Genomic DNA, 16,066 nt, shown 5'->3' with positions numbered 1-16,066 from the left:
TCGATAGCGGAGCTTAACCAGCGCAATTGTTAAGGGCAAACAGTGTGCCAGAACCTGAGCGTCTTCACGTTCCCCCTGGAGACACTTATGCCGCATAATTCCCCCTTTCCCTTCTTACACAGGAATCGACCGCCGTGGTCAAGCCGTTGCCTCGCCTGAGGTTGCAGGGTTTCAACAACCTCACCAAGGCGCTGAGCTTCAACATCTATGACGTGTGTTACGCGCGCACCGAAGAGGAGCGTCAGCGTTACATTGAATACATCGATGAAGAGTACAACGCCGACAGGCTGACTCAGATCTTGACCGATGTCGCTGAGATCATCGGCGCCAACATCCTCAACGTGGCCCGCCAGGATTACGATCCGCAGGGTGCCTCGGTGACGATCCTGATCTCCGAAGAACCGGTGATCGACAAGAAGCAGGCCGGCAAGGAGCTGATCTCCGATGCCGTGGTCGCGCACATGGACAAGTCGCACATCACCGTGCACACCTATCCGGAAACGCACCCGCAGGAAGGCATTGCCACCTTCCGCGCCGACATCGACGTGGCTACCTGCGGCGTCATTTCGCCGTTGAAGGCGCTGAACTACCTGATCGAGAGCCTGGAATCGGACATCGTGATCATGGACTACCGCGTCCGTGGCTTCACCCGTGACGTGAAGGGCAAGAAGCACTACATCGATCACAAGATCAACTCGATCCAGAACTTCCTGGCCAAGAACATCAAGTCGCGTTACGAGATGTTCGACGTCAACGTCTACCAGGAAAACATCTTCCACACGAAGATGCACCTGAAGGACTTCGACCTGGACCAGTACCTGTTCGAAGAGAAGGCCAAGAACATCTCGTTCAAGGAACGCATGAAGATCGAGGCGCTGCTGCGTCGTGAGATCGAAGAGCTGTTCCACGGGCGGAACCTGGCCGAGTAACCCATGCGCGATGCCGGCAGGCATCGCCACCCAGGCGGGACGTCCCGCCCCGTGGAACAGGCGCGCTGCGCAATATTCAGTTCCACGGCGATGTACCGACTTACGGCCCGGTGTGAAAACACCGGGCCGTTTCGTTTTTCCCAAAAAGGTAAGGAGCCCCCACCCATGCCCTGGATCTATCTGCTGCTGGCCGGTCTGTTCGAGATCGGATTCGCCCTTGGAATGAAGTACTCCGAAGGTTTCAGCAAACCCGTGCCGACCGCCCTGACGGTGGTGTCGGCCCTGATCAGCCTGTACCTGATGAGCCAGGCGATGAAGAACATTCCGGTCGGCACGGCCTATGCGATCTGGACCGGCATCGGCGCCATGGGCGTGACGGTGCTGGGCATCTACCTGTTCAACGACAGCGCTTCCCCGGCGCGCCTGGCCTGCGTGGGCCTGATTGTGGCCGGCGTGATCGGCCTGAAGCTGGTGTCACCCAACTAAGCCCTGGTAGTGCCGGCCGCTGGCCGGCAACCTCATGACCTGCGGCGACCCATGCGGGGCTGCCGGCCAGCGGCCGGCACTACCGTCAGTTGGCCTCACAGCCGGTAGGCAATGGTCTTCATCACCCGGGAGGCCAGCGCCATCGCGCCCGGGATCGGGAACGGCAGGCGGCGTGCGCCGGCCTGTTCGGCATGCTCGGCATGCCGGGCCTCGTCTTCCTTCATCACCCGGATGACCGCGCGGCTGCGCAGGTCGCCGGCCGGCAGGTCGACCAGGTGTTCGTCCAGATGGGCTTCCACCTGGCGCTCGGTCTCGACCACGAAACCCAGGTTCCAGCCGTCGCCGCGCAGACCGGCCAGGGTGCCGATGGTGTAGCTGCCGGCGTACCACAGCGGATTGAACAGGCTCGGGCGGCTGTCCAGTTCGCCCAGGCGGGTGGCGCACCAGGCCAGGTGGTCGGTTTCTTCCTGGGCCGCCTCCAGCAGATGTTCGCGGGTCGCCGGATCGCGCGCCACCGCGGCCTGGCCGAAGTACAGGCCCTGGGCGCAGACCTCACCGACATGGTTGATGCGCATCAGCCCGGCCGCGTGGCGCCGCTGGGCGCGGTCCATCCCGGGCTCGCCGGTGTCCGCGGCCGGATAGGGGCGGCTGGCCGGCGGGTTGCCGAACACCGTGTCCAGGGCGCGCTGCGCCTCGGTCAGCAGGTGGTCCAGCGGAGTGGTCTGGCGAAGCACGGTCATGGCGGCACGGCGTGGAGCGGGGGAGGCCCGATTCTCGCCCGGCCCCGGTCCCCTGCCAACCCGGGGCAGGAGCCAGGTTGCACCCGCCAGCCAAGCTGCGTACAATGCCGCCCCTTACGCTCCACCTTTCACAACGCGTGGCAGAGTTCCGGCGAGTCCTTCGCCGCAATGAGCCCGACCTAACCAAGAGTTCTTCATGAGCACTTTCACTGCCAAGAACGAGACCGTCCAGCGCGACTGGTACCTCGTCGACGCCGAGGGCAAGACCCTGGGCCGTCTCTGCACCGAGCTGGCCCGCCGTCTGCGTGGCAAGCACAAGCCGGTCTACACCCCGCACGTTGATACCGGCGACTACCTGGTCGTCATCAATGCAGAAAAGATTGTCGTCACCGGCAAGAAGCTGCAGGACAAGATGTATCACCGTTTCACCGGTTACATCGGCAACCTGAAGACCGAATCCCTCGCCCAGGCGCTTGAGCGCCACCCGGAGCGCGTGATCGAGACCGCCGTCAAGGGCATGCTGCCGAAGGGCACGCTGGGTCGCCAGATGTACCGCAAGCTCAAGGTCTACGCCGGCACTGAGCATCCGCACGCCGCACAGCAGCCGCAGGTTCTGGATATCTAATCATGGCTATCACTCAAAACTACGGCACTGGCCGCCGCAAGTCCTCCACCGCTCGCGTGTTCCTGCGCAAGGGTTCGGGCAACATCACCGTCAATGGCCGTCCGCTGGACGAGTTCTTCGGCCGTGAGACCGCTCGCATGATCGTGCGCCAGCCGCTCGAGCTGACCAAGAACACCGAGAGCTTCGACATCCTGGTCACCGCCGCTGGCGGCGGCACCACCGGCCAGGCCGGTGCGATCCGTCTGGGCATCGCCCGTGCTCTGGTCGAGTACGACGAGACCCTGAAGTCCGAGCTGCGCAAGGCTGGCTTCATGACCCGCGACGCCCGCGAAGTCGAACGTAAGAAGGTCGGTCTGCACAAGGCCCGCCGCGCCACCCAGTTCTCCAAGCGCTGATTTACCGCGCCTGGTTGGGCTCCTTCGGGAGCCCGCTGGATGGAAAAGCAAAAGCCCGGCTTCGGCCGGGCTTTTGTCGTTCCGGGGCCATGCATTTCCAGGTTGCCGGCCAGTGGCTGGCGATGGGGTGGGGTCAGGGCCTTTTCCTTTGGAAAAGGATCCGCCCCCGGATCCCTTTCTGGAGAAGAGCCCCCTTGTTGTTCAAGGGGGCACGCCGACAGGCGCGGGGATAAGGTGGGATGCGTGACCAGACAAAAAAGAAAAAAGCCTGATCTTTCGATCAGGCTTTTTTCTTTTTTGTTTGGCTGCCCCGGATGGATTCGAACCACCGAATGCCTGAGTCAGAGTCAGGTGCCTTACCGCTTGGCGACGGGGCAATGTCGCGTGTAACCATTTTCTCACTTTTCACGTTGAAAAACAACTTCAACGTGGTGGCTATGGGTGGACTCGAACCACCGACCCCAGCATTATGAGTGCTGTGCTCTAACCGGCTGAGCTACATAGCCTTGGTGAGCCCGCTATTCTGCTGATGTGTACGAGGACTGTCAACACCTTTGTATCGTGCTTGTGGCCCGACAGACGGCATGGGATAGTCCCAACCAGTAGATTTTCTTAGGAGTCCGCATCGTGATCGATCCGGACGGCTATCGACCGAACGTCGGCATCGTGCTGATGCGGCAGGACGGGCAGGTGTTCTGGGCACGACGTGTGCGCCGGGATGGCTGGCAGTTCCCGCAGGGTGGCATGAACACCGACGAGACGCCTGTCGAGGCCATGTATCGTGAACTGCAGGAAGAGACCGGGCTGTTGCCGGAGCACGTTGAAGTGCTTGGGGCGACACCGGGCTGGCTGCGCTACAAGCTGCCGGCGCGTGCCATCCGCCGCAACGAACGCCAGGTCTGCATCGGCCAGAAGCAGGTCTGGTTCCTGCTGCGCCTGACCGGTGATGAGGCCCACGTCAGCCTGGACCATACCGACTCGCCCGAGTTCGATCATTGGCGCTGGGTGGACTTCTGGTACCCGGTGGAGCATGTGGTGGTGTTCAAGCGTGGCGTCTACGCGCGCGCCCTGCGACATCTGGCGCCGTTGGCCCAGGGAGTGGCCGGGCAGGGCATCAGCGCCATGCCCAAGAGCGCTGCCGAGGCCTGGATGCCCGGCCATGCCGCTGGCCATGACAGGCCACGCAAGCGCACGCCCAAGCGCGGCGGATACTGGCCGCGCAAGGCGAAGGGTGAGCCGGGGGCCGTTTGACGGGGAAGCTGCGCAAAGCGCGGAGCGAGCTGTCACAACGTCCCCCTGCCGGTTGTTTCCGTCAGCAACTGGCTGTCCGTCTGGCAAGCCTGCCCTGGCTGCTGTTGTGCGTGGTGATCCTCGCCGACATCGCATGGATGCCGCTTGCGCTGGGGGTGGTCCTGGCTCTGGCCACCGGTGCCGGTGCCCTGTTCCTGGCGGATCACCTGATTCGGCGGAGGGCAGCAGGCGGCGAGCGCTGCTGGCTGATCGTCTTCTTTGGCACGCCGGTGCTGGCGCTGTTGTATCTGTAGCCGCCCTACGGCGGGCCGGTTGGACTGGAGGCTGAACCTTATCGAGAATGGTTCAGGTCCCTGATTGACAACCATTCTCGTTTCCATTGGAATAGTGCCCAGGCCGCTACTGGCCTGCTGCCTTGGTTCCTGCCCGTGTACGTCTGCATCTGCAATGGTGTTACCGACCACCAGATCCGCGAAGCCGCCAGCCATGGCGTCACGTCGGTGGCCGAGCTGACCATGCGCACCGGATGCGGCGCCACCTGCGGTTCCTGCCTGGACATGGCCGGCGAGCTGCTGGCCAAGGCGCGTGCCACCCACGATCTGCCGTTGCCGGTACTGGGCTTGGCGCAGGTCGCTTGAGTCGTTTCGCGGCGCGTTGACGCCGCGCTCTCCTGGTCTTCATTGCTGGCCGCAGTGGTCAATGCACACGATTCGCGTTCCTTCACGCGCAGGCGCAAGGCGTTACAGTGCCCGCGATTTCAGCGTGCAGGAGCATCCCCATGAAGGGCGACACCAAGGTCATCGAATTCCTCAACAAGGTCCTCTACAACGAGCTGACCGCGATCAACCAGTACTTCCTGCACGCCAAGATGCTCAAGAACTGGGGCATCAAGGAACTGGCCGAACACGAGTACAAGGAATCGATCGAGGAAATGAAGCATGCCGACATGCTTGCCGATCGCATCCTGTTCCTTGAAGGCCTGCCGAATTTCCAGGCGCTGGGCAAGCTGCGCATCGGTGAGAACCCGACCGAGATCCTGCAGTGCGATCTGTCGCTGGAACGCGATGGCGTGGTCACCCTGCGCGAGGCCGTGGCCTATGCCGACTCGGTCGGTGACTACGTCAGCCGCCAGCTGTTCGTGAAGATCCTCGATTCCGAGGAAGAACACATCGACTGGCTGGAAACCCAGCTGGAGCTGATCGAGCGCATCGGTGAGCCGAAGTACCTGCTGAGCAAGCTCGAAGAGTGATTCAACGGGCCTGGCCGGCGAGGTAGCCGGTCAGCGCTACGCGCGCGCGGGCGAACTCCGCCACCAGCAGCGCCACTGCCACGGCAGGGCGCTGCAGGCTGCCACTGCGGGCTTCGAGTTCGATCCGTCGCGCCACCGCTGACAGCGACAGCGCGCCGACGTTGGCGCTGGAGGATTTCAGGCTGTGCGACAGCGCCTGCAGGCGTTCGATGTCGTTGCCCTGCGCCGCCTGCTGCAGCTGCTGCACCAGCTGCGGTGCGTCTTCCAGGAACACCGTTACGATCTGCGCGGCGGCATCGCCGATCACCGCCTGCAGTTCATCCAGCACGCTGCGATCAAGCACCGGCTGTGGAATCGGGATCGCGCGCGTTCGTTCATCGTCCAGGCCTTCGCCGTCGGGCACGCCCGGGGTTGCGGCAGGTTGCACGGGGTCCGGCAGCGGTGCATGTCCGCGATCCACGGAAACCCGGCCCCAGCGCTGCAGCAGCGCATGCAGCGCTTCACGCGTGATCGGCTTGGAAAGATAGTCGTCCATGCCCGCCTGCAGGCAGCGTTCGCGATCACCGGCCATGGCGTTGGCGGTCATCGCGATGATCGGCAACCGCGTGCGCCCGGCTTCGGCTTCCTCCGTGCGCCAGCGCTGTGTCGCGCTGTAGCCGTCGAGCACCGGCATCTGGCAATCCATCAGCACCACGTCGATTCCACCTTCGCGCAGCAGTGCGAGGGCCTGCTCGCCATCGGCCGCGTTGCGCACCTGGCACTGGAAGACCCGCAGCAGGTGCTCGGCCACCATCCGGTTGACAGTATTGTCTTCGACCAGCAGCACCTGCAGATCCAGTGGCGGCAGCGCGGCGGCTGGCTTGGCGTCTTCGGCGTTGGCCAGCAGCGCTGCGGGGCGCGCGGTGGCGGTTGGCTGTGCCAGCAGCGCGTGCAGGTCGGCATCGTTGAAGGTGCTGTGCAGCTGCTGCTGGCGCGGCCGGGCAGCAACCGGATCATCCTGCAGCCACAGCACCTGCAGTGCGTCGTCGGCACCGCGCTCGGCCAAGGCCCGCTGCAGGGCTGCCTCGCCATTGCGGCGGTGGCGCGCGTCGACCAGCAGCCATGCCGGTGTGCTCTGGCCCGGGCGTGGTGCTGCGCGCAGGCGTTCCATTGCCTCATCAATGCTGGCCAGCGGCTGCACCTGCAGGCCGTGGTGCGCGGCGATGCGTTCGACGCGTGGCTGCAGCTGCGCATCGGCGGTGTACAGCAGCAGCGCTGCCGGTGAGCGGGCCAGCGCCGGCAGGTCGCCGGGAACCTTCAGCAGCGGTATTTCAAACCAGAAGGTCGCGCCCTGGCCTGGGGTGGAATGCACGCCGATGTCGCCATGCATCAGGTCGGTGATGCGCTTGCAGATGGCCAGCCCCAGGCCGGTGCCCCCGTAGATGCGGGTGGTGGACGCGTCGGCCTGGCTGAAGGACTGGAACAGCCGCGCCTGCAGGGCCTCATCGATGCCGATGCCGGTGTCGATCACTTCGAAGCGCAGCTGGTGCTGGGCGGGGCCTTCGCCCAGCCGCTGCACGCGCAACTGCACCTGGCCGCGTGCGGTGAACTTGATGGCATTGGCCAGCAGGTTGCCCAGGACCTGGCGCAGGCGAACCGGGTCGCCGCGTACCGGCAGGCGCACGGCCGGATCCAGTTGCAGGCTCAGCGTCAGGCCCTTGGCTTCGGCGGCACGCTGCAGCAGCTGCACCACGCCGTCGAGCAGTTCGCGCAGGTTGAAGCTGGTGATCTCCAGCTCCAGCGCCTGGGCTTCCAGGCGCGAGTAATCGAGGATGTCATCGACGATGCGCAGCAGCTGCTGCGAGCTGGCCGAGGCGGTGGCCAGCATCTGCCGCTGGTCTTCGCCGAGCGGGCCGCGGGCAATCAGCTCCAGCATCGGCAGGATGCCGTTGAGCGGGGTGCGGATTTCATGGCTCATGGTGGCCAGGAATTCGCCCTTGGCCAGCACGGCTGCTTCTGCAGCCTGCTTGGCCTGCAGCAGCTGATGTTCCAGCTGGCCCTGGCGCTCGGTGGTGCGGCGCAGCTGGTCGCGTTCACTGGTCAGGGTGATGCGTTCGCGCTGCAGTGTCGCCAGCGCGCGATTGCGCGAACGCAATCGCAGGCCCAGTACCAGCAGGGCGACGATGGCCAGCACCAGTACCGCCAACAGCGCGACCGTCGGTGACACTCAGAGCACCGCGTTGTGGAAGTCGAAGTTCAGGTCGCTGCCGGCCGACTGCACCATGTTGCCCTGGATGTAATCGACACCGCCGACCCACATCGCGGCCGCTGCCTGCGGGTCCTCGATCTGCTGGCCGATGATCTGCAGGCCGGCTGCATGCGCCTGCTCGATCGATCGGCGCAGTTCTTCGCGCGTATCGGGGTTGGAGTGGCTGCTGGAAAAGCGTGCGGCCATGCGCACGAACGACAGTGGCAGCTGGGTGAGCAGGGCCAGGGCTTCGCTGCCCGGTTCGAACTGGCTCAGGCAGAAGCGCACGCCGACGCTGGCCATGCGCTGGCAGAACTGCTGCAACGGCACGGTGTGGATCAGTGCATCGGGCAGGCGCACGTCGATCACCAGCGCGCTGCCGGGCAGCCGGCGTTGCTGCAGTGACTCCAGCAGCCAGTCGGCGAAGGCATCGCGCTGCAGGGTACGCAGCGACTGCGAGACGAACAGGTTCAGCGGCTGGGTGGCGTGGCGATACAGGTCCAGCAGGCCCATCGCATGCTCCAGCACCTGCTGGTCGAGGTCGGCAATGCGGCCGGCCGCCTCGGCGGCCGGAATCACCTGGCCGGCGGTCAGTACGCTGCCATCGGTCCGGCGCAGGCGCAGCAGCAACTGGTACTGCGCGCTGCTGCCGCCGGCGACGGCGACGATCGGCTGGTAAGCGAGCTCGAGCTGGCCTTCCAGCAACGCCAGGTGCTCCTGCTCGGTGGTGACCTGGCGATGCACGTGGCCGGCCACGCCGGCGCTGAGCAGGCGTGCCTGCAGGGTGGTACGTTCGACTGCTTCCAGGGCGCTGCTGGCATCGTCGAAACCCGGCGACAGCGGCGCGTAGCCGACCACGCCACGCAGGTGTACCGATTCGTCGTCGCGGATCACGAAGGCACGCGCCGACAGCTGCTCGCGCAGGGTGCCGGCGATCGCTTCCAGGCTGTCCTCATCGGCGTTGCGCGCCAGCAACAGGAAGCTGTTGTCGTTCAGGCGCGCCAGCAGGTGCGGATGGCCAGCCTCTGCAAGGCGTTGCCCGGCCTGCACCATCAGCCGCTCGAAGGCCGCATAGCCATAGCGCTCGCGCAGGCCCAGCGCGCTGGAGATTTCCACGAAGAACACGCCACCGCGGTCGTGCTGCGCCAGCGTCGCGTTGAGTTGCTGCAGCACGTGGTGGCGCGTGGGCAGCCCGGTTTCCGGGTTGCTGGTGGCCGGTGCACCGTTGGCACCGGGCAGGGTCGCTGCCTGCGCGCGTGCGCGGCGGATACGGTTGGCCACCGCGGCAATCAGGTGGCGCGGCCGGATCGGCTTGCTCAGGTAATCGTCGGCACCGCAGTCGAGCACTTCGAACTGGCGCTCCGGATCCGGGTCGCCGCTGAGGAAGACGATCGGCAGCAGCTGCATGCCGGGCTGCTGGCGGATCATCGCGGTCAGCCGCATGCCATCCAGCCCGGGCAGGTGCAGATCCATCAGGATCAGGTCAGGGCGTTGCTCGCGGATGGCCTGCTGCACGCCATCGGCATCGCCGAGCACGATCGCCTGCATGCCGGCGCCATGCAGCACGCTCTGTGCGAACAGCGCCTGGGCACGATCGTCTTCGACGATCAGCACGCGGTAGGGCGAGTCGGCATCGACAGGCGGGATGTCACTGTTGCCCGCCTCGGGCAGTGCCGCGGTGGAGGGCAGGGGCGGCGGAGCCGCCAGTCGGGCGCCGTCGCCGGGCACCGACAGGGCGGGTGTCTCTGACACCGCCGGTACTGCTTCGGCAGGCGTTGCCGCAGCCAAGGGGGCGGCCCAACGTTGCCAATGATCGGCCGGAGGGGTTTCAGCGCGTCCCGGGCGGGGGCCCGCGGCGGATTCGTTTGCGGCCATCGATGCTCCTGGTGTTCGCGGCCATTATGCGACAAGCCTGCCGATCAGCCGGTACGCGGTTGCCGTTGTCCGTCGTGGCTGCCGCCACGTGCCAACCAGCGCACGCTTTTCCACAGGGTGCGCCAGACCAGCCAGACCAGCAATGCGCCGGCCAGGCTGCAGGCCAGCACCACCACCAGCGCGATCCATGGATGCGCCAGCGCGAGCGCCAAGCCGCCGATCACCACGGTATCTTCGGCCGCAGAGGCGACCCAGTTGCTGGCCGGTTCCGGTGAGGTATTGAGCAGGGCGCGGGTGCCGGCCTTCAGGCCATGGCTGGCCAGCGCAACGCCCGCGCCGGCGACCAGTGCACCGGTGCCCAGGTCGCCATCGGGCGACAGTGTCGCTGCCGCGAGGAAAGCGCCGGCGGGCACGCGCGCCAGGGTCTGCACCAGGTCCCAGGCTGAATCCACGCCGGGAATCTTGTCGGCGAAGAATTCGGCAATGGCCAGCGCCGCCGACGTGCCGAGCACCCACCACGACTCGGTGGCCTGCAGCGCCGGTGGCAGGTCGACCCAGCCGAGCAGGCCGGCGATGCCGACGCCGAATACGGTGAGGTAGACGCGGATGCCGGCCAGCCAGGCCAGCAGGATGCCGATCACGAACAGGTGGGCTTCGGTCATGGCGGGCTCCGGCGGCGGAACTGTGCGGGGTGCCACACTATCGACCATGGAGTGGCTGAATGCCACCGCCCGGTACCGGCCGGCACCGGGGAAACCTGCCGTTCCTGTCATACACTAGCCCGTCGTTTGCCCCAGGGGCCGTACTGGCGGCGCTTCGGCGCTGCCACGGAGACTACCCATGAACAACCGCCCTCCCATGCGCGTGCAGGTCCGCCTTCCCGGTGCGGCGCAACCACCCGCCGACCGCCGTCGCCTGCTGGTGATCGCCGGCATCTGGCTGCTGAGCCTGGTGCTTGCGGTGCTGGGTGGCTGCTGGCTGGGCACGCCGCGCGGTGAACAGGGCCAGCGCGTGCAGGCTGCCGAGAAGCGCGCCGATACGCTGCAGACGCAGCTGACCGAGCTGCGCCAGAAGCAGGCCACGCTGGAAGCGTCGGACCGCATCAGCCGCGCCGCCAACAACGAAGTGCAGTCCTCTCTGGCCGAGCGCGATGAAGAGATCGCCGGCCTGCGCGCTGACGTCGCCTTCTACGAACGCTTGGTGGGCTCGACCAGCCAGCGCAAGGGCCTGAACACCCATTCGATTGAATTCAGCCCGGAATCGGCCGGCACCTGGCAGTACAGCGTGGTGCTGACGCAGAACCTCAACCGCGGAGCGATCAGCCAAGGGCAGATGCGTTTCACGGTGGAAGGCGTGAAGAACGGCAAGCTGGCCACCATCAGCTGGGACGAGCTGCACCAGCGCAGCAAGGTGCCGGGACAGGATTACTCGTTCCGGTACTTCCAGCAGCTCACCGGCAGCGTGATGCTGCCGGCTGACTTCACCCCGCAACGGGTGAAGGTGACATTGGGGAGTGGTGCGGGGGGCACCACGCAGGTATTCGACTGGAAACAGGCCGGCGCACCGGCCAGCAAAGGGGAGTAGGCAGATGTTCGGAAGCAGCAAATCCAGCCGTGATGGCCAACTGGTGGTGGATGCCCTGATCGGCAACCAGGTGGTGATCCGTGGCGATGTGGAATTCAGTGGTGGCCTGTACGTGGAAGGTCGCATCCACGGCAAGGTGATTGCCCAGGAGGGCGCCAGCGCGGCGACCCTGACCCTCGCCGAGCATGGCGTGATCGAAGGCGAGATCCGCGCCCAGGTGGTGGTCATCAGTGGCCGCCTGGACGGCGATGTCCATGCCACCGAAAAGGTCGAACTGACCCCGAGTGCGCGGGTCAACGGCAATGTTCACTACCAGGTGGTGGAAATGAATGCGGGTGCCCAGCTGAACGGCCGGCTGATCCATGCCAGCGCCCCGATGCAGGCCCTGCCGGCGCCGGAAGGCGAAGCGTCCGCTGACGGCAAGGGCGACACCGCCGCCCGTCGCAAGCTGGCCGAGGCGATGGCTTGAAAGCCAGCGCCGGCGCCCCCATGCTGAGCCCATGAACACGCTCGTCTCCCTCCCCGGCGCCACGCCGGCCGCCGCGCCCGACTACCAGTCGCTGGATCGGCCGCTGAACTTCACCGAGGCCGCTGCGGCCAAGGTCAAGGAACTGATCCAGGACGAGGGCAACCCCGACCTGTCATTGCGTGTGTACATCGAGGGTGGCGGCTGTTCGGGCTTCCAGTACGGGTTCGAGTTCGACGAGAACCGTGCCGGCGATGACCTGGCGGTGCAGACCAGCGGGGTCACCCTGCTGGTCGATCCGCTCAGCCTGCAGTACCTGATGGGTGCTGAAGTGGATTACACCGAGAGCCTGACCGGTGCGCAGTTCGTGATCCGCAATCCGAACGCCAAGACCACCTGCGGCTGCGGCAGCAGTTTCAGCATGTAATTGCAGGGCGTGGGGCATGCCCCCGCGCGCTGCCTTCGCTGGATCCACGCCATGCGTGGATGACCGTTGCTGCAACCACAGGCGGGTTTCTGCACAGTCTGCGGCTTGCCACTTGCCGTGATTGGCGGCAGGCTAGCTGGATGCTCAATCCTCCTTCGCCGCTTTCCGGTTTTGCCTTCGTGGGTGAACCGTTGGAGCGCGCTGATGCCATGCGCGAAGACGCCGATGCCCTGGCGCGCCTGTGGCCCGATGCGCGCATTCTTGTCCTGGACCAGGACGGCACCGCCTTCACCGGTGATGACGACCAGCCGCTGGCGTTGACCGGCGCCGATGTCGGTGGCGGGCCGGGTGTGGCGATCTTCCTCGGCCTGCGTGGCGAGCAGGCGTGGTTCTCGGTGGAAGCGGCCAGCGTGACCGTCACCGCGCCACGCCGGCTCGACCTGCGCCAGGCCGCGCTGCTGTGGACCGTGGCCGATGCGACCGCCTTCAGCTACGCCCGTGGCATGTCCTACTGGCAATCGCGTACCCGCTTCTGCGGTGTCTGCGGCAGCGCCGTGACGTTCGCTCGGGGTGGCTTCGTCGGCCGCTGCCCGCAGTGCGGGACCGAGCACTATCCGCGCGTCGACCCGGCGGTGATCGTCGCGGTGGAAAACCAGGGCCGGCTGTTGCTGGGCCGCCAGTCCAACTGGGCGCCGCGCCGCTATTCGGTGCTGGCCGGCTTTGTCGAGCCGGGCGAGACCTTCGAACAGACCGTAGCGCGCGAAGTGCACGAAGAGAGCAAGGTGCGGGTGACCGCCTGCCAGTACCTGGGCTCGCAGCCCTGGCCGTTCCCCGGCGCCTTGATGGTCGGTTTCCGCGCGCAGGCACACGATGACGTGCCGACCGTGGATGGCGAGCTGGAAGACGCGCGCTGGTTCAGCGCCGAGGAAGTTGGCGCGGCCCTCGCGCGTGACGTCGAGGACGATGGTGAAGGCATCCGTCTGTCACCGCCGATTTCCATTTCGCGGGGCCTGATCGAGCATTGGTACCGCCAGCAACCGGCATCCGGCGGCGCCAGCATTGCCGCCACCTGAACACGCTGCCGGTTACAGTACGGTTCACCGCTGACGGCGACGCTGCGACAGGTAAGGTAGCGACGCCGAACGCTTGCTCGTAGGGAGACCTGCCATGTTCACCACCCTGGTCGCCGTGTTGGTGGCACTGGCCCTTGGCCATGTCGCCCCGGCCGCTGCCGCGTCGCTGCGCCGTTTCGACGGCTTCCGGCGCTGGCTGGGCTGGCTGGACGCGCGCGGTGGTCGGGCCTGGCAGGGGCCCGCCGGCGTGGCGCTGGCGATCGTACCGCCACTGCTGCTGATGGCGCTGGTCGCCTGGCTGCTGCGCGGGGTGCTGTTCGGCCTTCCGGCGCTGCTGCTGGGCGTGGCCGTGCTGGCCTGGTGCTGGGGCCCGCGCGATCTGGACCGCGACATCGAGGCGATCATCGATGCCGACGATGCGCCGTCCCGGCAGGCGGCGGTACGCAACCTGCAGTCGGCCGGTGGCAGCCTGCGCGAGGATGTTCCTTCACTGGTCGAGGCGACCGTGCTCAACGCCCTGCGGCGCTGGTTCGCGGTGCTGTTCTGGTTCCTGCTGCTGGGCCCGGTGGGGGCTCTCGGTTATCGCCTGCTGGCACTGATGGCGGAAAGCCCGATGCGTGCGCGCGTGCCGGTGGAGCCGCTGGCGCTGGCACAGCGGCTGCTGGGCTGGATCGAGTGGCCGGTGGCACAATTGATGGCGTTCTCGATGGCCCTGGTCGGCAACTTCGACACGGCCTGGAAGGCATGGCGCCAGGCGCATGGTGAGCGCTTGGCCGGTGGCATTGGTTTCCTGGGCGCGGTGGCGCGTGCCAGCGTCAATGCCGAGCTTCGCGAAGACGCTCACGATTACACCGAAGCCGGCCTGCTGCCGGTGTGGCAGCGGTTGCCGGACCTGCGGGATGCGATGAGCCTGGTGTGGCGGATGCTGCTGCTGTGGCTGGCGGTGCTGGCCCTGCTGGTGATCGCGGGCTGGGTGACTTAGTTGTTCTTTCTGCAGGGCTTGCTGCCCTGCACCCGCTGGAAGCAACTGCAACCGCAACCGCAACCGCAACTGCAACAGCAACTGCAACAGCGGCTCTGGATTTCTGTGGGTTTGGCGGGGCGGTGTGGGGCTGCAGGACACGCCGTTAACCCATCCATGGGGGCTCGATGGCGCCTTGCTCGTGTGCGCTGTCCTGCGCACACGGCAAGACCGGGGTTGGGCGTCCTGCCCAACCCGCCCGAGGCATGCCTCGGGCCCATGGCGCCAACGGTCCTGCAGCCCCACACCGCCCCCCCGACAGTTTCCGATGACGGACAGTAGATCCACGCCATGCGTGGATGCCGAGCGGAGCGACCCGCTTCGGCTTTTGATCTTCTCCTTCTTTTCCGTGGTGGACGCGCACGGAAATTGTCCGTGGCCGGGCGGGGGGTTGCGCAGGGGCGTAAGCGCCATGGATGGCGCGACCGAGCTTACATGGACGTACTTGCAGCGGCCCCTGCGCAGCCCACCCGCCCGGCCAACCCCAGCTTCTGCCGCCCACCACGAGGGGCTGCGCCGTTGGCGGGAAACCTACACCGGGGCCAGCGCGGTGAACGGTGCCCACGGCAGGTTGCGCAGCACGGCATAGCCGGGCAGCAGCCACAGCCAGAACGTGGGGCTGGCCAGTACCCGCATCAGTGGATCAAGCACGCGCGGGCGCACGCCGGCGGTGTTGAGCAGCATCAGGAACAGGAAGGGCAGGCTGATGACCAGCAACGGGTTCATCGCCATCGCGCCGGGCAGGTCGAAGTGGACCAGTGAATACAGGCAGCGCGTGCTGCCGCAGCCGGGGCAGTAGAAGCCAGTCAGTGCGTACAGCGGACAACCCGGCAGCGGATTGCCGGAGACATACGGATTGACGTGGCGCAGGACCACGGCGGCACCCGCAGCCAGACCGGATGCGGCCAGCAGCGGAGCCCAGCGGCTGAGTCGGGATCGAGCAGGAAGTGCGGACATGCGGGGGCGGGATCCGGCGCATGGCCGGACCCCGTCGCGGGCATCAGTAGCTGCCGTTGCCGCCGCTCAGGGCGCCCAGGCCGCCAACGGCCATGATGATGATGAAGTACAGCACCATGACGACGACGGCGGCGATAGCCGACCAGATGGCCCACTTCTTGGCCTTGTCGGCCGACTCACGGGCACCGGCGACGTCGCCGGCAGCCAGCTTGCCGTTGACCTGGGCGGCGTAGACGATCGACACGATGCCGGCCGGCAGGCAGCAGAACAGGGTGGACAGGATGGCCCAGACCAGATTGTTGGGGACCTGCGCAGTGGTGGTGTTCATGGTTCAAGCTCCTCGATGGGTGGTGGTGGTGAATCAAAGGTCGGATAGAGCGCCCAGCGCGGCCAAGCCGCCGAACAGCCCGAACCACAACAGCAACAGGACCGGCAGGGCGACGGCCGAAGCCACCGCCCACCAGCCCGCCTTGCGCGACGCGCTATAGGCCCCCGGCAGGTCTCCGGCCGCGCGGCGACCATCGACCTGGGCGGCATACACGATCGACACCACGCCCAACGGCAGGCAGCAGAACAGCGTCGTCAGGATCGCCCAGACCAGATGGTTGGGGATGTAGACCGGACGGCTGAGCGGTGGCGGTTGATTCAAAGCAAGACTCCATTCCTTGGTGGCCGGCCGTGTGAACGGGCCGAACCTCCCCCCTGTGGGTGCGTAATCTACCGCAACCGACGACGCATGTATGCGTTTTCAGCCCCGTTGG

At 66.3% G+C, this 16,066-nt stretch carries 20 protein-coding genes and 2 tRNA genes; 13 read left to right on the top strand and 9 right to left on the bottom strand.

From position 1 onward, the window contains the following. The first annotated feature begins 134 nt into the window (after positions 1 to 134). Positions 135 to 929, top strand: coding sequence for an adenosylmethionine decarboxylase (speD, locus tag D0Y85_RS18825; protein WP_025874620.1), 795 nt, complete (start codon positions 135 to 137; stop codon positions 927 to 929). A gap of 165 nt (positions 930 to 1,094) precedes the next feature. After that, entirely contained in the window at positions 1,095 to 1,415 is a 321-nt protein-coding gene (gene sugE, locus D0Y85_RS18820; protein ID WP_025874621.1) for a quaternary ammonium compound efflux SMR transporter SugE, read from the top strand. Positions 1,416 to 1,510: 95 nt separating this feature from the next. On the opposite strand, the gene coq7 is transcribed toward sugE, so the two are convergent. Then, entirely contained in the window at positions 1,511 to 2,155 is a 645-nt protein-coding gene (gene coq7, locus D0Y85_RS18815) for a 2-polyprenyl-3-methyl-6-methoxy-1,4-benzoquinone monooxygenase (protein ID WP_117311583.1), read from the bottom strand. Positions 2,156 to 2,351: 196 nt separating this feature from the next. On the opposite strand from coq7, the gene rplM reads away from it, so the two are divergent. Both rplM and rpsI read left to right on the top strand, forming a co-directional pair. Beyond that, positions 2,352 to 2,780 (top strand): 50S ribosomal protein L13, encoded by a 429-nt coding sequence (gene rplM / locus D0Y85_RS18810; RefSeq protein WP_025874623.1) that lies wholly within the window; start codon positions 2,352 to 2,354, stop codon positions 2,778 to 2,780. Positions 2,781 to 2,782: 2 nt separating this feature from the next. Then, positions 2,783 to 3,175 (top strand): 30S ribosomal protein S9, encoded by a 393-nt coding sequence (gene rpsI, locus D0Y85_RS18805; protein WP_005411311.1) that lies wholly within the window; start codon positions 2,783 to 2,785, stop codon positions 3,173 to 3,175. A 302-nt stretch (positions 3,176 to 3,477) separates the two neighbouring features. Here rpsI and D0Y85_RS18800 read toward each other — a convergent pair. After that, positions 3,478 to 3,552 (bottom strand) — tRNA-Gln (locus D0Y85_RS18800). Between the two features lie 52 nt (positions 3,553 to 3,604). Beyond that, positions 3,605 to 3,681: transfer RNA gene (locus tag D0Y85_RS18795), tRNA-Met, on the bottom strand. 121 nt (positions 3,682 to 3,802) lie between these two features. Here D0Y85_RS18795 and D0Y85_RS18790 point away from each other — a divergent pair. The 4 genes from D0Y85_RS18790 to bfr all read left to right on the top strand — a co-directional run bounded on the left by D0Y85_RS18790 (position 3,803) and on the right by bfr (position 5,675). After that, positions 3,803 to 4,426 carry an RNA pyrophosphohydrolase gene (locus tag D0Y85_RS18790; RefSeq protein ID WP_049466578.1) on the top strand — a complete coding sequence of 208 codons (624 nt, stop codon included), beginning with the start codon at positions 3,803 to 3,805 and terminating at the stop codon, positions 4,424 to 4,426. Positions 4,427 to 4,536: 110 nt separating this feature from the next. Next, positions 4,537 to 4,719, top strand: coding sequence for a hypothetical protein (locus D0Y85_RS18785; RefSeq protein ID WP_229290361.1), 183 nt, complete (start codon positions 4,537 to 4,539; stop codon positions 4,717 to 4,719). 135 nt (positions 4,720 to 4,854) lie between these two features. After that, positions 4,855 to 5,064 (top strand): bacterioferritin-associated ferredoxin, encoded by a 210-nt coding sequence (locus D0Y85_RS18780; protein ID WP_032951724.1) that lies wholly within the window; start codon positions 4,855 to 4,857, stop codon positions 5,062 to 5,064. 140 nt (positions 5,065 to 5,204) lie between these two features. Next, a complete protein-coding gene (gene bfr / locus D0Y85_RS18775; RefSeq protein WP_025874625.1) occupies positions 5,205 to 5,675 on the top strand; it encodes a bacterioferritin in 471 nt (156 codons plus the stop codon). Position 5,676: 1 nt separating this feature from the next. Here the strand turns inward: bfr and D0Y85_RS18770 are convergent, their stop codons facing one another. From D0Y85_RS18770 to D0Y85_RS18760, 3 genes are read right to left on the bottom strand one after another with little or no spacing between them, the layout of a single operon-like run. Further along, positions 5,677 to 7,881 (bottom strand): ATP-binding protein, encoded by a 2,205-nt coding sequence (locus D0Y85_RS18770; protein WP_117311582.1) that lies wholly within the window; start codon positions 7,879 to 7,881, stop codon positions 5,677 to 5,679. Continuing rightward, a complete protein-coding gene (locus D0Y85_RS18765) occupies positions 7,882 to 9,777 on the bottom strand; it encodes an EAL domain-containing protein (protein WP_032976658.1) in 1,896 nt (631 codons plus the stop codon). A 44-nt stretch (positions 9,778 to 9,821) separates the two neighbouring features. Then, on the bottom strand, positions 9,822 to 10,439 hold the full coding sequence (locus tag D0Y85_RS18760) for a DUF4126 domain-containing protein (protein ID WP_117311581.1): 618 nt from the start codon (positions 10,437 to 10,439) through the stop codon (positions 9,822 to 9,824). A gap of 178 nt (positions 10,440 to 10,617) precedes the next feature. On the opposite strand from D0Y85_RS18760, the gene D0Y85_RS18755 reads away from it, so the two are divergent. From D0Y85_RS18755 to ampE, 5 genes are all read left to right on the top strand, one after another. Beyond that, entirely contained in the window at positions 10,618 to 11,361 is a 744-nt protein-coding gene (locus D0Y85_RS18755; RefSeq protein ID WP_025874629.1) for a DUF6776 family protein, read from the top strand. A gap of 4 nt (positions 11,362 to 11,365) precedes the next feature. Further along, a complete protein-coding gene (locus tag D0Y85_RS18750; RefSeq protein WP_025874630.1) occupies positions 11,366 to 11,830 on the top strand; it encodes a polymer-forming cytoskeletal protein in 465 nt (154 codons plus the stop codon). Positions 11,831 to 11,861: 31 nt separating this feature from the next. Then, positions 11,862 to 12,254, top strand: a complete 393-nt coding sequence (gene erpA / locus D0Y85_RS18745; protein WP_025874631.1) for an iron-sulfur cluster insertion protein ErpA — start codon at positions 11,862 to 11,864, stop codon at positions 12,252 to 12,254. Between the two features lie 140 nt (positions 12,255 to 12,394). Then, positions 12,395 to 13,327 carry an NAD(+) diphosphatase gene (gene nudC, locus D0Y85_RS18740; RefSeq protein WP_117311580.1) on the top strand — a complete coding sequence of 311 codons (933 nt, stop codon included), beginning with the start codon at positions 12,395 to 12,397 and terminating at the stop codon, positions 13,325 to 13,327. Between the two features lie 94 nt (positions 13,328 to 13,421). Beyond that, on the top strand, positions 13,422 to 14,309 hold the full coding sequence (gene ampE / locus D0Y85_RS18735) for a regulatory signaling modulator protein AmpE (RefSeq protein ID WP_117311579.1): 888 nt from the start codon (positions 13,422 to 13,424) through the stop codon (positions 14,307 to 14,309). A 570-nt stretch (positions 14,310 to 14,879) separates the two neighbouring features. Here ampE and D0Y85_RS18730 read toward each other — a convergent pair. Genes D0Y85_RS18730 through D0Y85_RS18720 form a run of 3 tightly spaced genes read right to left on the bottom strand, consistent with a single transcriptional unit; the run spans position 14,880 to position 15,954 of the window. Further along, on the bottom strand, positions 14,880 to 15,305 hold the full coding sequence (locus D0Y85_RS18730) for a DUF2752 domain-containing protein (RefSeq protein WP_117311578.1): 426 nt from the start codon (positions 15,303 to 15,305) through the stop codon (positions 14,880 to 14,882). Positions 15,306 to 15,348: 43 nt separating this feature from the next. Continuing rightward, entirely contained in the window at positions 15,349 to 15,633 is a 285-nt protein-coding gene (locus tag D0Y85_RS18725; protein ID WP_117311577.1) for a CD225/dispanin family protein, read from the bottom strand. 33 nt (positions 15,634 to 15,666) lie between these two features. After that, positions 15,667 to 15,954, bottom strand: a complete 288-nt coding sequence (locus D0Y85_RS18720) for a CD225/dispanin family protein (protein ID WP_117311576.1) — start codon at positions 15,952 to 15,954, stop codon at positions 15,667 to 15,669. Positions 15,955 to 16,066 lie beyond the last annotated feature (112 nt).

Origin of the sequence: Stenotrophomonas sp. G4 (assembly GCF_003428825.1) — a bacterium.
GTDB lineage: Bacteria > Pseudomonadota > Gammaproteobacteria > Xanthomonadales > Xanthomonadaceae > Stenotrophomonas > Stenotrophomonas indicatrix.
Note: the sequence above shows the minus strand (reverse complement) of the source record. Positions and strands in the feature narration are given on the sequence as shown.